The sequence below is a fragment of the Pseudoalteromonas sp. SG45-1 genome, from assembly GCF_014164135.1.
GTDB lineage: Bacteria > Pseudomonadota > Gammaproteobacteria > Enterobacterales > Alteromonadaceae > Pseudoalteromonas > Pseudoalteromonas distincta.
On sequence record NZ_JACJEP010000021.1, the window covers coordinates 1 to 12,891 of the forward strand.

Consider the following 12,891-nt stretch of genomic DNA (forward strand, 5'->3'; position numbering starts at 1 on the left):
CTTATCTTGTTTATTGCCCTACATGTTCCTGTGAGATGTCTGTTAATGCCAATGTTTGCCCGCGTTGTGGTGAGACCCAGTTCCACTTACTAAAAGATGTTCCTAGTGGGCAATATGAAGAGTCATCGAAATGTGGCAGCTGTACTGGTGGTTATCACACGGTTAATAAGTCTGGTGGAAGTATGAAAGGTGCGGGGTATCTTCCTTCTGCATTTACAAAAAAAGCGTGTAGTGTTTGTCACGGTTCCGGGAAAAATCCGCTTGCAGGAAGAATTGTTACTATGTATAAAAAAAAGAGTGTAGATATTCGAAAGAGGGTAATACAAAGTTAACACGATTATAATTAAATTTATCACTCCAAAATTAGGCAAAGTAGTTATATATACCACTACATATTGACTAGATGTGAAAGCTTAAATTATTACAATGATGGTATAGCCTGTAATGCCATTGGAAAAACCCAAAGCCTCCAAAATTCACTCCTCCTCGCCTTCCGCTTTCGTGCAAAAAACGCGTCAAATTGACAATCCCAGTGACACGCCATTGATCGCCAGCCAGCTCAGTAGAAGGATCTGTGAGCAATTTTTAAAAAGATCGCGTTGTCAAAAAGTGACAACATTTAGCAGTAAAGTGACAATAAAAAGATCAAACAGCTGGTGATTTACCTAATATTGAAATATCATTAATTTATTATCATTTAAGTGATAAATAAATTATGAAATATTTACACAAAGGCACACAAAGTCAAGAGCGGTTAGATGCACTTTTATCGTTTGGTAAAAGCACTAGTAAAGATATAAAAGCAGCACTCAGTGATTACTTAGTTCGCGGTATTAGCAAGACGAATGCAGCAACGCTTAATGGTGTACCTGGGCCAAATTTTACAAGAGCACTTAAGCGCCTTGAAGTTGTTGCTGTTAAATTTGAAAACGCATTAGAAATTGAATGGTACTCAAAAAGGCAGGATATGAAATTAGAATTAATAAAAGAAAGAGTCAACGCTTTATTGGTTGAGTTAAATTCGTTACTAACCAGTCTTGAATACTCAGACGATGATTTAGAAAAGCATACCAGCAGAATAATTAGCAGACTTGAATTAGAGATTGACCATATTGGTACTAGTAGGCGAGCTACTGAAAACGAGCATAGCTATATGGCGCGAATTTATGATGATGTGCTAACGCCATTAATGGACGAAAATTATATAGTTACCGATAGAATAGAAAATTGTATTCTTGATTTAGAAGAATGGAAGAGCAAATTACCTAATAGATAAGATTGTAAAGTAATTTTTTGATACAGGTAGAAAATGTTTACTTTTGGAGAGTATGGTGGGAAAACTGAAAGACTTGGCCCAGTTCGTATTAAAACAAAATTTTGTTATTCGTAATTTGATTATTATCTTTCTAGGCTCATTGGGAGGAGCAACTTATTTAGGAAAAGTTAGCGAAGTTGCGACATACTACTATGCTTGGAACTCTGGATTTAGATTACCGGCGGAAGGTGTACCTTACCTAGCATTAACAGTTTTTGCTTTGAGCTTTTTCGTATTTATCTCTGCATTTTTAGTTTTTATAGCTATTTACACTTTTGGGAAAGTATTTCTTAGCTATATTAAAAACGATAGTGTATTAAGTATGGTCAACTCAATTTTGAAGCTTAACTTAAAAAGTAGAGGTTTAATTGAAATTATAGCTTTAGGCATAGCAGCCTCCACTTTACTTTCCATTTTCGTATTTATCATTTCTTATCTAGATAAAGGCACTGAAGTAAATCATTGGGTACTGTTACCTTGTACCTTTATTTTATCCTTTATTGCTTTTTCAAGTTTGTTGGATAAAGGGCTGCTAAAAGTTTTAGCTACGATAATTGCTTTGATCTGTGCTTTAGGTGTACCTATAGCTATGTTTAACCAAACTAATTATGTATATATTCTTAAAGCACTTCAATATGGCGGAGGTATTAGCGTCGATGTTACTACTAGTAAAGCGCAATATTTTGGTTCAAAACTCCTTCTTAGAACTTCACAATCATTAATTTTGAAAGGCTCAGAAGACAATCGAATTATTGAAATTCCTTTTAGCAAAGTAGAAGCCATTTCATATAATTGAAAATATATAACGCTAGCTCATAACTAGCGCTTTCTCTTTTTCTCTCGACTCCCCCAAAACGCTCTAAACAATCTCATTAATCCAAGCGTTGAAACGGCAATCCCCACTATCACAAATTCAAAGTACCAGGGCGCGCCGTTATAGCCCATGGCTTGCCAGCCTTTGTGCATATACGGTTGCATAGACGGTATAAAATGGCACACGAACAAACCCAAAAAGAATAGAATGATCACTTCATCCATTAAGGTTTTGTCGCGGTTCTTAAGTACCAATAGGTCGTAATCAGCGTCGTTTTGCTCGGCCTGCATACAGCGTTTTGCTTTGGCATTAAACTGGGCAATTTTAAAGTTGTTTTCTGCCCGTGCTACATCAGCGGCCATTTCTGCCGCTATGCGTTTACGCTCAACATAGCCGCCGGTTAAATCGGCTATTGGGTCTGTGATAAATGATAATACTGATTTAATCCATCCCATTATTTAATCCCCCGTATAAATTTAAGAAAGCTTTTAGGGTCTTTGCTAAACGATTTAATTAGCTTGTCGAACCCTTCAAGTAAATGCGGGGCCGCGTAGGCGGTTACCCCAATCACGCCCGTTTTTAGATTTTCGTCAAACCCGCGCCATTCACAAAACATGGCTGATAGGTAGGCTGCAAATATGGCAATGAGCACACTCATAAAATAATGAAAAAACGTAAACTGCCGTTTGCTTAAATACATTTGAATAGCGGCTGCTAAAAAGCTCAACATAAATAAACGCCCCCATTGTTTAATAAACTCTGTTACATCTATCCAGCTCATGCGGCTTCCTTAGGTGTTGGGTTTAAGTCTGAATACTCAGGCTCTTTAAATTCAATATGCTGTGCGGCAGGTAAGTAGTTATTAATGCCTAATACGTCTTGCTGCAGGGGCACAACTTCGTTGTTGTAATAGGCACGGGTAATTTTGTCTAAGTCGCCAAAGCCGGGGCTGTCGCCAGATGATTGACCGCTCAGTGCTTCTTGCGCACGGTGCATGCTGAGCATGTCGTTAAGCGTAATTTTTTTAATGCGCTCAAATTCATCTTTTGTTGATATGTCGCCCACCGGTGTAATGTTTATCGCTTTTTCAGCATCGGCTTTATTACTACGAAAATTAAAAAATAAACTTCTAAAGTTACCCACACCTTTGCTGTCACGTATGGCATTTTTAAGGGCGGTTTCATCATCAGCGCTTAAATTAGGGTCAGCCATTGAGAATATAAAACCCATGTGCGCACCGTTCTTGTAATAGCGGCGACGAAATAGCGTGGCATCTTCATTTAATAATGCTGATTGAATACCGCCGTAATATTGCGGTATGCCATAAATGCCTTGCCCGGGGTCGTATTCTTTTACGTGTATTATTTCGCCTTCATTAAAGTAAATAGGTTCATAACTTTGATTACTTAATTGTGCGTACACACCGCGTTTATCGGTATAGCGCATAGTGAGTGCAGGCAAATGGCGCAGTTTAATAACTTGCCCAAACGAATTTTTAATAATTTGCAAATAGGCGTTACCGCTCCACAGCAAATCAAACGCAAATTTGCTAAGGGCTTGATGGCTTAAAAGTGGGTTAGGCTTATACCACTTTAAAATCATGTTGCGCTTAAAGTAGAGTATTGGCCCATGCTGGGCATTTACGCGCAGTAGTTTAACCAAGCCTTGCAAATTAATGGGCGGGGCGTAAATGCCGTTACTGTCACTAAACACCCCAACGTAATCTGTTAGCCGGTTGTCTAAACAGGGCTCAGGATCGCCAAAGCTAAACGTATCGGTTACCGCTGTGCGTTGGTTGTAGTTTGGCGCTTGGCCGTTACTTACTTGTAATCGTGGTTTACTCATTAAGCTGCAATTCCTACAGATGTTTGACGGCTATGGGCGTTACCGTCGAGTGGTTCAAATAACATAGCGTGCATAATTGCCCACGCAATATCGGCATGGCCTGTTGTGGCTGTGCGGTTTGTGGCATAGGTGATTTGGTCGCCCACCACTTTACGGCGAATATTAATGAACGAGCTGGCAATATTTACCGCGTCCTGGTCAAACTCAAAGCGGCGGTTTTGAATAACGTTAATGGCTTTAATGACCATGCGGTTTTTAATAATGGGGTTGTAATGAATCGGCTCAGCATTGGGGTAAAACTTAGTAATAAGCTCCCACACGCCATAACCAATACCGGTGGTATCTACGCCAATATGCACAACGTTGTATTTATCGGTGAGGTGTTTTATCTCGTTTGCCATGGCTTCAAAGTCGTTGCCACTTAAATCAAGTGCTTCTAGCAGTAAAAACTTTTCGCCTGGCTGCATTGGCGCACTTAAAATGGCAACACTGGCTTTATCGCCAAAGCGGGCAGGGTCAAAACCAATTACAACAGGGCGCAGGCCAAATGGGCGCTCGTAGGCTAAATCAAAGTCAGTCCATTTGGTTGAGTCGCCCACGCAGTTCATCAATTGTTTAAGGTTAAACGCACTGTGCGCATCATCAATAAACTTACACATAAACAAGTTATTAAACTCATCTACGCTGTATTCGTTTTCAAGTACGCCAATATCTATACGGTCAAAGCCACTGGTTACTACATCGTAAACCGTGAGCATTTGACGCCAAATACCGTCGTCACATAACTGGCCGTTCTTCAGGTTTTTATGGCTTACATCAATAGCAAATTCAGGATCGTTACACGCTTTTGTTTTGCGGTACCATTTACCGTTCCAATGGTCGTAGGCTTCGTGGCTGGTAACCGATGGCGTACTAAAATACGTTATTCGTAAATGTTTGTGGGTTGCCATGGCCTGCGCCAAACCGCGCAGCGACTTATATTTAGGTATCCAAAATACTTCATCAATATATAAATCGCCGGATTCTGATTGTGCAGTACGGGCATTGGTTGACTTAAATATTAGTTTAACCGTTTTACCGCCGGCTAAATTAAGCACCATAGGCGAGCCGCTAAGCTCAACATTAAAATGCTCACGCACCAACGCCACAATATTGGCTTTAAATACTTCGGCCTGATCACGGCTCGCCGATATAAATATTTTATTACGGCCATTTACCACAGCATCGTAAAACGCTTCGAATGCAAAATAAAATGTAGCGCCAATCTGGCGCGGTTTTAATATAAAACGGGTGCGATGGTCTTGGTTATCAAACCAATGTTTTTGGTGAGGATAAAGTAATGTGTCTTTAAGCTCGTTGAGCATTTCAAGGGTAATGCCAGAGCAATCGTTTTTCTTTTTCTTCTTCGATTTTTTGTCATTGCCGTTATGACTGTTGCCGCTGTTATTGTTGGCGGGGTTGTCATTACTTGCGCGCTGTTTTGGGGCTGGGGCTAATTTACTTTTATTAAGTGCGCACAACTGGCGCGTGCAAAAGTCGAGCTCTTTATAGTCAGCATCGGTTTTATCGTCTTTATCGGCCAGTACATTAATGCGTTTGCTAAAGGCCATTTCGGCGTTATAGCTTGGGCACATGTCCTCCCACTTGCCAGCCTCCGACCAACGGCGAATACTACGCGCACTGGGCATGTCGTCAAGCTCGGCTATTTCGTCCACCGTGTAGCCCTCAACAACATACAAATCTTGTGCTTTTTTGCGTATCTCTGGTCCGTAGTTCGCCATCTATTGCGCCGCTTTTATTAATCCATAGCGGCAGTGTATTCGTTATAAAACGCTTAATCTGTCAGTCAAAAACCTAGCCATACCTAAAAGTTAAATATAGGAATTTCAAAAAGTTAAACCGTTGGAAAGGAATAAAAAGAGGGTGCAAACTGCAATCACTTTAAAGCAATACGCTTAATTTGCACATATTTAAAAAGGGTTGTTTATGCCAGGTCAACTACGTACTAAACCGTTATCGATTGCCGCTGTAGGTATGACCGTTGACGGTCGCGAAATATCAGAGCAAGACGTAGCCGATATTGTAGAAACCTATAACCCGCGTAAATATGGCGCCCGCATTAATGTTGATCACGAATTTAATTGGTCAGGTTGGGCCGCTAAAAACCTACATAACGTGGACATTCCCGGCATGTTGGGAGATGTAGAAAGCGTACAAGCCTATGAAAACGAAGAGGGCGTTGTGTGCTTATACGCAGTGCTTGCGCCCAATCAAGGGTTTGTAGAGCTGAACAAAGCAGATCAAGCTGTTTATTTTAGTATCGAAATTAGCCGCGATTTTATGGGCACAGGCAAAACCTACCTAACCGGTTTAGCAGTGACCGACTACCCAGCGAGTTGCTATACCGACCGTATCCATTTCAGTAGTAAGAGTAAGCCGGATGACACGGACGTCTCTTTATTAAAAGTTGATTTAGGATCATGTGAGCCTATCGACGCCGCACCTAAAAAACCATTTTTTAAACGACTATTCGCAAAGGAAGAACCCGACATGAACGAAACACAATTAGCCACAGCATTAAAAGATGCGCTGGGCACACCGCTTAGTGAGTTTGGTAAAAAACTAGATGGGCTTGCCACAAAGCTTGATTCGTTTTCAACCACAAAAGTGGAAGGTGAAGAAACGCCGCCAGCTGATGATGAAAACACTGAATTAGCTCAAGTAAAAGAAGAGCTATTAAAAACAAAAACAGCATTGGACGAACTAAACGACAAGTTTACCAAAGCGTTGAAAACACCTGCGGGTGATACCACTGACGCCGACGAAGAACCCGAAGGCGATGAGGGTAAATACAGTAATTTGTACTAATTACACTCACCCTAACTTAACTTAGCTAAACGCAGGAAAGAATATGAAAACCAGAACTAGAGAATTATTTGTTGCCATTATGGCAGGCATGGCTGTTAATTACGGCGTTACATCAATGAGTGAACAGTTCAACGTTGAGCCTACAACTGAGCAGCATTTATATGATGCTGTTTATGAATCGGCTGAATTTTTACAGATGATCAACACCGTACCGGTTGACGACTTAGTTGGTCAATCGGTGATCATGAGTGTAGACGGTGGCGTTACAGGTCGTGCAGGCGTTGAAACTGACGACACCAAAGAGCGTAAAACTCGCGACGTATCAAAGCTCGCTAAACGTGAATACCGTTGTTACCCCGTTGAATGCGACATTCATATCACATGGGTAAAAATGGATCAGTGGTCTAAGTTCCCTGATTTTCATAATCGTTATCGTAATCACGTACGCCAGGCTATTGCGCTCGACATTATTAAAATTGGTTGGAATGGTACGCACGTAGCTGATACCACAGATATTACAGCCTATCCAATGATGAACGATGTAAACATTGGCTGGCTACAACTAATTCGCCGCGATGCACCCGAGCGCGCAATTAGTGAAGGCGCAACCGCTGGCGAAATTCGTATTGGTGCTGGCGGCGATTACGAAAACCTAGACCAAGCGGTGCACGATGCATTGCAAGGTATTCCAGAGCACAAACGTGCAAACATGGTAGCTATTATTGGCGACGAGCTTTTAGCGCAAGACAAAAACAAGCTGTACGCCAAGCAAGCACATACCCCAAGTGAAAAAACCAAGATTGAGCTGCAACAGGTGATTGATACCTATGGCGGTTTAATGACATACAAAATTCCGTTTTTCCCCGCTCGTGGCATTTTAGTCACCAGCTTTGACAACTTAAGTCACTACGTACAAACAGGATCAACGCGTACCAGTGTAGAAAACAACGCTAAGAAAAAACGCGTTGAAGACTACCTATCACGAAACGATTGCTACTACGTAGAAGACCTTGAAAAAGTAATGTATTTCGAATCAACCAGTATCAAGTTACCAAATTCAGACGGTAGCGCCTGGGTTTAAATTTTCGGTAAATTCCCATTTGGCCGGCTTGTTTAATCCAATTTTCAAGTCGGTCTTTTTAACCACATTAAAGAGTGTTTTTAAATGAGCTTAGTCAAAAAATCATTAGCCAAAGCAGCAAGCAGCGTACCAACAAGCACTGACGAAAAAGCGCCAACGGTCGCGGCAACAGCCACGAGTACCCATGCGCCAACCACTATCACTACGCAAACCGAGTACCAGCTTTATGCAGCAGCCATCGAATCTGACTTAGCTCAATTAAAAACATTTACTGATATAGCCGACAAAGCAACTTACAAGTCTGAAGCGTTAGAACGCCAAGATTATTTAGGGTATATCAATAAATATCGACTAAGCGGCCAGTGCCATCCGAACACGGTTTTAGCATGGGTGTTTATTTGGTTGGTTGATCTTAAACGCTGGGATGCGGCGCTAGAACTCCTGCCGTTTATGATTGAGCAAAAGCAACCGCTACCCACGGTATTTAATACCAAGCATTGGCCTGCGTTCGTTATCGACCAACTCTATGACGATGCAAATTACTACCTATCAGAATCAAAGCAGCAAGGCTTATTTGATATTAGCTATGTACTGCGTGGCTTAATTAATACCGTTAAAAACCAAGATTGGAACGGGCTTGAAGTGGTAGGCGGCAAGTTGTACGCCATTGCGGCAAAGGTTGATGCCGCATTACACAATTATGGTAATGCACTGTTATTTGCAGAGCACGCACAAGCCATTAACGACAAAGCTGGGGTTAAAGGTTTAGTCGATAAGTTAACAAAGCAATTAAAAGCAACGGTTAACGAGTAACAGCTCCAACGCCGGTGGGCAACTTAGCACTTCGTCAGCATTCGTTGTTTGACGCCCTGTGACTAAGTGGCGCCCACACCCAATTTAATGTGTGTTTTTACAGGTGCAATATGAATTTAAGCGGTATGCCACAAGCAGATTTACAAAGCATTAATGTTGATGTGCCAGGCAATGGCTATTACCCGACATTAAGCACGGCTTATTTTATAGAGCATTACGCCGTTGCCCAAGAATACGCCAGCAAAAGTGAGCTGCTTGTTGAAAAGCTAAAGCGCGCACAGACCGAGGTAAACCAAGAACTAGTAAGCGCTGTGCTTACTAACGGCACACCATTAAACGCACAACAAATAATTTTTTATAAAGATGCAGTGTATAGCAAAGCCAAAGCTAATTTATTGGTATCCAAGCTTGGCAGTACACACCGTGAAAACGCAACAGCACAGTCGCAATCAGCCATTGATAACTTTGAACACTGGCAACGCGAAAGCATAAACGCCATGCGCTTACTGCAAGCACTAAGCCCTAATTTATCGGTAGAGCTGTTATGAGCAAAAGCAAAATTGAAAAGCTTAAACAGCATTTAGTGAGTGTTGAGTACCAAGGGCATAAGTTGGCGCTTAATACCCAGTTTGATAGCTGGATAGAAGGCGGGCGCATAGAGCCAAGTAGTAAAACAATGAATGGTAACGGGTTATTGGTAGCGCGGTTTTATTACTCAGGTGTGATCAGCATTAATCCATGCTTTGCGCCGGCTGCGTTAATTTGTGCCTTTGCATCGTTTTGGTTGCAAAACAATGGCGGGCGTTATGACAGCACCGATATTGAATTTAGCGCCGATGTAAACGACGACAACAGCAATGAAGTAGAGCTGACTATTAACCAGCTGTGCGAAGACATAGAGCTAATACAAACAGACAATGGCCCCTTTGAATTAAACGGTAACCGTTACGACTTTGGCGAGCAAAGTCTATGGGTTGCTGAATCATTTTTACTGCAAGGCACTGTAAGCCGTGCTTAACGTTAAATTTGACGAAGGGCGAAGCAAAGACCAATTAGCGTTTTTACAACTTAAGCCTAATAAACGGCGCAATATATTACGTCGTGTTATTCGAACAACGAATAAAAGCAGTAAAGAGCGGATCACCAAGCAAACGGATTTAGCAGGTAAAACATGGCAAGGCAGAGCAAACGGTAAAAAAAAGAAAATGCTCACCAAGCTTAAAAAGTTTATGAAGGTTCGCCACAGTGCAAACGACGCCAGTGTTTATTTTTCAGGGGGCAACAGCGGAAAAATTGCCCGTGCCCACCAAGAGGGCATAAGCCTAGATGCAGGCAAGCCAAAAGGTAAAGCGGCTCAAAATAAAGAAGGGCCAGCCACGCGAAATTTAGCCAGGGCATTAATAGCCGAGGGTTACAAAATACCGCGTCGTAAAGGCAAGGGCAGTAAACGCCCAAGCATTAAATGGATAACAGAGAATTTAAGCATTAACCAAGCAGGGTTTTTACTTCGTGATTTAAAGGGCAGCTCAAGTAAGAGTACATGGCAAATTGACTTGCCGGCCCGCTCATTTTTAGGGCAAACGCAGGGCGAAGAAAAGCAGCAAATGAATTTTATTTTAAACCAGGCTATGCACGTTGCGTAGCGCAAAGCAAAAGGAACGATCATGGCACAAGGTAAAGTAACCGTTGCCGCCATACAAACAGGCAGTGGCGCTACGAAACAGATTGAACGCAGTGTGTTGTTTATCGGTCAAGCGAGTGAGAACAACGGCAAAATTTTATCTATTAATGCACAAAGTGATTTTGATGTTGAGTTTGGCGCCGCCGACTCCCCACTAAAAACACAAGTAAAAGCATGGCAACGCAACGGTGATGACTTAGTGAGTGGTTATGCCATCCCGCATGGCGCAGGCGATAACGTAATGGCCCTTATTGATAAAGCAATGGATCAGGATGTTAGCCCTGAAATTATTGTTATTTGTACGCCAGTTACAGGCAAAGCCGACATTGAAAGCTACCAAGCCAAAGCGCTTGAAATTTTATCGAGCCTTGCTCGTCGTGTTCGCTTTTTACTTGCAGCACCTGGCTTAACGGCTGAGCAAAACTGGCCTGATTTAGTGACTTCATTGCAACCGTTAACCGATGGCGTAGTAGGCGACCGTGTGGCTGTTATACCGCTTTTATTCGGTGACGAACTAGGCGCAGTAACAGGGCGTTTATGTAAAAGCGCAGTCACTATTGCTGATAGCCCAATGCGTGTGCTTACGGGTGCAATGTCATTGATGCCACACCCAGAAGATGCCGCCGGCAACCCCTTAACCAACTCAACCACGGCGGCACTTGATGCGCTGCGTTTTAGTTGTACACAGTTTTATGCTGATTTTGATGGTACGTATTTTGGCGATGTAAACATGCTGGACGCTGAAGGCGGTGATTTTCAAAAAATTGAAATTGGCCGCATTGTTGATATGGCTGCACGTGCTGTGCGCATTATTGGAATTCAAAATGTTAAGAATCGTCGCTTAAACAACAGCAGCACCGGGATTGAATTTGGTAAACGCATTATGGGTAAACCGCTGCGCGACATGGCACGCTCTATCAATATTGGTGCCGATAAGTTCCCTGGTTTAATTCGTGCACCAAAAGACGACAGTATCAACCTAACGTTTATGAATGCGACCACCTTACAAGTCGTACTTAAAGTTAAACCAATCGATTCACCCAACACCATCATTGTTGGGATCATGTTAGATAACGCAGAGTAGGAGCGCAAACATGCAAAAAGTACTAGGCGGTAAAGACTTCGATATCTTCATTGGTGATTCGATGGTTCATGTTATAGAAGCGACTTGCAAAATTACGGATGGGCGCACCGTTAAAAAAGTGCGCGGTATTCCAAAGGGCTTTATTGATGGCGATGTTGAAGGCGAAGTAACACTAAAGCTTGATCATGAAAATTGGTTAATCGTGCAAGCGCAAGCTGAAAAAGCAGGCAGTTGGAAAGGTATTGAACCGTTTGATATTGCATTTAATGCAGAAGTAGCTGCAGGTAAAAAGAACGTTGAAGCGTTTGGTTGTCTGCCGCAGCTGGACGAAATTTTAAACATTAAAGCCGATGGTGGCGAAGAAGACACCACATCAATCAAGTGTCCAATTACTAGCCCTGATTTTGTCAAAATTAACGGTGTGCCATACCTAACTGACGATGAAGTGAGAGATTTGTAATGACTAAAGCTATTCGCACACTAACTGCCACAACATTACTAAGCACCCTGCAAGCATGTGGGCATAAAGTATTTGAGGGTGAATTAAACCTAAACATTATAGGTATTCGCCATACAAACACCCGCGCCAACACGTTTAACGATGCAATTTGTGTGTTGTATCAGCAAAACAGCGAATGGCAGTTAAAGCAGTATAAAGCCACAACAGATGCCGGTATTTACTGGCGTAAAAACCCAATGAACATAGACGGCACAGCGGTGCTAGTTGCAGGGCAGCATAGAAGCTTATGGACGTTGGGTTATCACCAGGGCAAGTATCGCGCACTTGTACAGCATAAACCGGTTGTTGTTCTACGTGACAACAACAAAGACACCGAGTTAGACACGGACGTCACACCCCAAGCAGAGCTACAACAAGGTTACTTTGGTATTAATTGCCACCGTGCAAACAGCAAAACCACATCAACCCAAGTTGATAAGTGGTCAGCCGGTTGCCAGGTGTTTGCAAATCCCAATGACTTTGATGAATTTATTGCTTTGTGTGAGCAATCAGCAGCCAAGTACGGCCCTTATTTTACCTACACACTGCTAGAACAAGCAGATTTAAAAGAGAGTATTGATCATGGCGTTTGAGAAAAAAATCACATTAGAAACACCCGTTGGCGAAATCACATTTAATGTAAATGGCGCCGACTACAACAAATACATTAACTCGACTCAGCCAAATAACAAAGTGCAGCCGGCAACTAACTTTTTATTAAACACAGTGGTTGAAGCCGACGCTAAAAAGCTCAAAGAGCTGGTACAGCAACCGGGTGCCGCGTTGTTTTTAGTGGGTGCCATTGTTGAAGAATACCAACCTGAGTTTAATTTTACGGTAAAAAAATCGAAAGCCGAGCCAAGCAAATAGGCAAAAGCAGGCTCGATCAGT

General features: G+C 42.3%; 17 protein-coding genes. 13 read left to right on the plus strand and 4 right to left on the minus strand.

Features of this window, described 5'->3' with window-relative positions; translation table 11 throughout:
* The 3 genes from H5117_RS20565 to H5117_RS15595 all read left to right on the plus strand — a co-directional run.
* The coding region (locus H5117_RS20565) for a hypothetical protein (RefSeq protein ID WP_220491796.1) at positions 1-332 on the plus strand (332 nt) is incomplete at its 5' end.
* 383 nt (positions 333-715) lie between these two features.
* Positions 716-1,276, plus strand: a complete 561-nt coding sequence (locus H5117_RS20705) for a hypothetical protein (RefSeq protein ID WP_259404454.1) — start codon at positions 716-718, stop codon at positions 1,274-1,276.
* Between the two features lie 55 nt (positions 1,277-1,331).
* Entirely contained in the window at positions 1,332-2,111 is a 780-nt protein-coding gene (locus tag H5117_RS15595) for a hypothetical protein (protein WP_182738598.1), read from the plus strand.
* A gap of 23 nt (positions 2,112-2,134) precedes the next feature.
* On the opposite strand, the gene H5117_RS15600 is transcribed toward H5117_RS15595, so the two are convergent.
* Genes H5117_RS15600 through H5117_RS15615 form a run of 4 tightly spaced genes read right to left on the minus strand, consistent with a single transcriptional unit; the run spans position 2,135 to position 5,755 of the window.
* Positions 2,135-2,584 (minus strand): hypothetical protein, encoded by a 450-nt coding sequence (locus H5117_RS15600; RefSeq protein WP_182738599.1) that lies wholly within the window; start codon positions 2,582-2,584, stop codon positions 2,135-2,137.
* Complete coding sequence (locus H5117_RS15605) at positions 2,584-2,910, minus strand: phage holin family protein (RefSeq protein ID WP_182738600.1); 327 nt, start codon at positions 2,908-2,910, stop codon at positions 2,584-2,586. Before H5117_RS15605 ends, H5117_RS15600 begins: the two co-directional genes overlap by 1 nt.
* Positions 2,907-3,974 (minus strand): phage portal protein, encoded by a 1,068-nt coding sequence (locus H5117_RS15610; RefSeq protein WP_182738601.1) that lies wholly within the window; start codon positions 3,972-3,974, stop codon positions 2,907-2,909. Before H5117_RS15610 ends, H5117_RS15605 begins: the two co-directional genes overlap by 4 nt.
* Positions 3,974-5,755: a terminase large subunit domain-containing protein gene (locus H5117_RS15615; RefSeq protein ID WP_182738602.1), complete on the minus strand. Its 1,782-nt coding sequence runs from the start codon at positions 5,753-5,755 to the stop codon at positions 3,974-3,976. The genes H5117_RS15610 and H5117_RS15615 overlap by 1 nt, the downstream gene beginning before the upstream one ends.
* 205 nt (positions 5,756-5,960) lie before the next feature.
* Here H5117_RS15615 and H5117_RS15620 point away from each other — a divergent pair, with 205 nt between their 5' ends.
* The 10 genes from H5117_RS15620 (at position 5,961) to H5117_RS15665 (ending at position 12,870) form a co-directional block, all read left to right on the plus strand.
* A complete protein-coding gene (locus tag H5117_RS15620; RefSeq protein ID WP_182738603.1) occupies positions 5,961-6,842 on the plus strand; it encodes a GPO family capsid scaffolding protein in 882 nt (293 codons plus the stop codon).
* A gap of 43 nt (positions 6,843-6,885) precedes the next feature.
* Positions 6,886-7,923, plus strand: coding sequence for a phage major capsid protein, P2 family (locus H5117_RS15625; RefSeq protein WP_182738604.1), 1,038 nt, complete (start codon positions 6,886-6,888; stop codon positions 7,921-7,923).
* 84 nt (positions 7,924-8,007) lie between these two features.
* On the plus strand, positions 8,008-8,736 hold the full coding sequence (gene gpM, locus H5117_RS15630; RefSeq protein ID WP_024609304.1) for a phage terminase small subunit: 729 nt from the start codon (positions 8,008-8,010) through the stop codon (positions 8,734-8,736).
* 110 nt (positions 8,737-8,846) lie between these two features.
* Positions 8,847-9,284 (plus strand): head completion/stabilization protein, encoded by a 438-nt coding sequence (locus H5117_RS15635; protein WP_182738605.1) that lies wholly within the window; start codon positions 8,847-8,849, stop codon positions 9,282-9,284.
* Positions 9,281-9,754 carry a phage tail protein gene (locus H5117_RS15640; protein ID WP_182738606.1) on the plus strand — a complete coding sequence of 158 codons (474 nt, stop codon included), beginning with the start codon at positions 9,281-9,283 and terminating at the stop codon, positions 9,752-9,754. Before H5117_RS15635 ends, H5117_RS15640 begins: the two co-directional genes overlap by 4 nt.
* On the plus strand, positions 9,747-10,379 hold the full coding sequence (locus H5117_RS15645) for a phage virion morphogenesis protein (protein ID WP_182738607.1): 633 nt from the start codon (positions 9,747-9,749) through the stop codon (positions 10,377-10,379). The genes H5117_RS15640 and H5117_RS15645 overlap by 8 nt, the downstream gene beginning before the upstream one ends.
* A gap of 21 nt (positions 10,380-10,400) precedes the next feature.
* Positions 10,401-11,501, plus strand: a complete 1,101-nt coding sequence (locus H5117_RS15650; RefSeq protein ID WP_182738608.1) for a DUF2586 domain-containing protein — start codon at positions 10,401-10,403, stop codon at positions 11,499-11,501.
* A 10-nt stretch (positions 11,502-11,511) separates the two neighbouring features.
* The gene (locus H5117_RS15655; protein ID WP_149614051.1) at positions 11,512-11,961 is read left to right on the plus strand and encodes a phage protein; all 450 of its coding nucleotides are present in this window, start codon (positions 11,512-11,514) and stop codon (positions 11,959-11,961) included.
* Positions 11,961-12,593, plus strand: a complete 633-nt coding sequence (locus H5117_RS15660; RefSeq protein WP_182738609.1) for a hypothetical protein — start codon at positions 11,961-11,963, stop codon at positions 12,591-12,593. Before H5117_RS15655 ends, H5117_RS15660 begins: the two co-directional genes overlap by 1 nt.
* The gene (locus tag H5117_RS15665; protein ID WP_007378140.1) at positions 12,583-12,870 is read left to right on the plus strand and encodes a putative phage tail assembly chaperone; all 288 of its coding nucleotides are present in this window, start codon (positions 12,583-12,585) and stop codon (positions 12,868-12,870) included. Before H5117_RS15660 ends, H5117_RS15665 begins: the two co-directional genes overlap by 11 nt.
* Positions 12,871-12,891 lie beyond the last annotated feature (21 nt).

Excerpts from the sequence above, each read along its gene's own strand:
- H5117_RS15650 (WP_182738608.1), top strand. The coding sequence starts at position 10,401 with ATGGCACAAGGTAAAGTAACCGTTGCCGCCATACAAACAGGCAGTGGC.
- H5117_RS15620 (WP_182738603.1), top strand. The coding sequence starts at position 5,961 with ATGCCAGGTCAACTACGTACTAAACCGTTATCGATTGCCGCTGTAGGT.
- H5117_RS15605 (WP_182738600.1), bottom strand. The coding sequence starts at position 2,910 with ATGAGCTGGATAGATGTAACAGAGTTTATTAAACAATGGGGGCGTTTA.
- H5117_RS15615 (WP_182738602.1), bottom strand. The coding sequence starts at position 5,755 with ATGGCGAACTACGGACCAGAGATACGCAAAAAAGCACAAGATTTGTAT.
- H5117_RS15600 (WP_182738599.1), bottom strand. The coding sequence starts at position 2,584 with ATGGGATGGATTAAATCAGTATTATCATTTATCACAGACCCAATAGCC.
- H5117_RS15660 (WP_182738609.1), top strand. The coding sequence starts at position 11,961 with ATGACTAAAGCTATTCGCACACTAACTGCCACAACATTACTAAGCACC.
- H5117_RS15640 (WP_182738606.1), top strand. The coding sequence starts at position 9,281 with ATGAGCAAAAGCAAAATTGAAAAGCTTAAACAGCATTTAGTGAGTGTT.
- H5117_RS15625 (WP_182738604.1), top strand. The coding sequence starts at position 6,886 with ATGAAAACCAGAACTAGAGAATTATTTGTTGCCATTATGGCAGGCATG.
- H5117_RS15665 (WP_007378140.1), top strand. The coding sequence starts at position 12,583 with ATGGCGTTTGAGAAAAAAATCACATTAGAAACACCCGTTGGCGAAATC.
- H5117_RS15655 (WP_149614051.1), top strand. The coding sequence starts at position 11,512 with ATGCAAAAAGTACTAGGCGGTAAAGACTTCGATATCTTCATTGGTGAT.
- H5117_RS15635 (WP_182738605.1), top strand. The coding sequence starts at position 8,847 with ATGAATTTAAGCGGTATGCCACAAGCAGATTTACAAAGCATTAATGTT.
- H5117_RS20705 (WP_259404454.1), top strand. The coding sequence starts at position 716 with ATGAAATATTTACACAAAGGCACACAAAGTCAAGAGCGGTTAGATGCA.
- H5117_RS15610 (WP_182738601.1), bottom strand. The coding sequence starts at position 3,974 with ATGAGTAAACCACGATTACAAGTAAGTAACGGCCAAGCGCCAAACTAC.
- gpM (WP_024609304.1), top strand. The coding sequence starts at position 8,008 with ATGAGCTTAGTCAAAAAATCATTAGCCAAAGCAGCAAGCAGCGTACCA.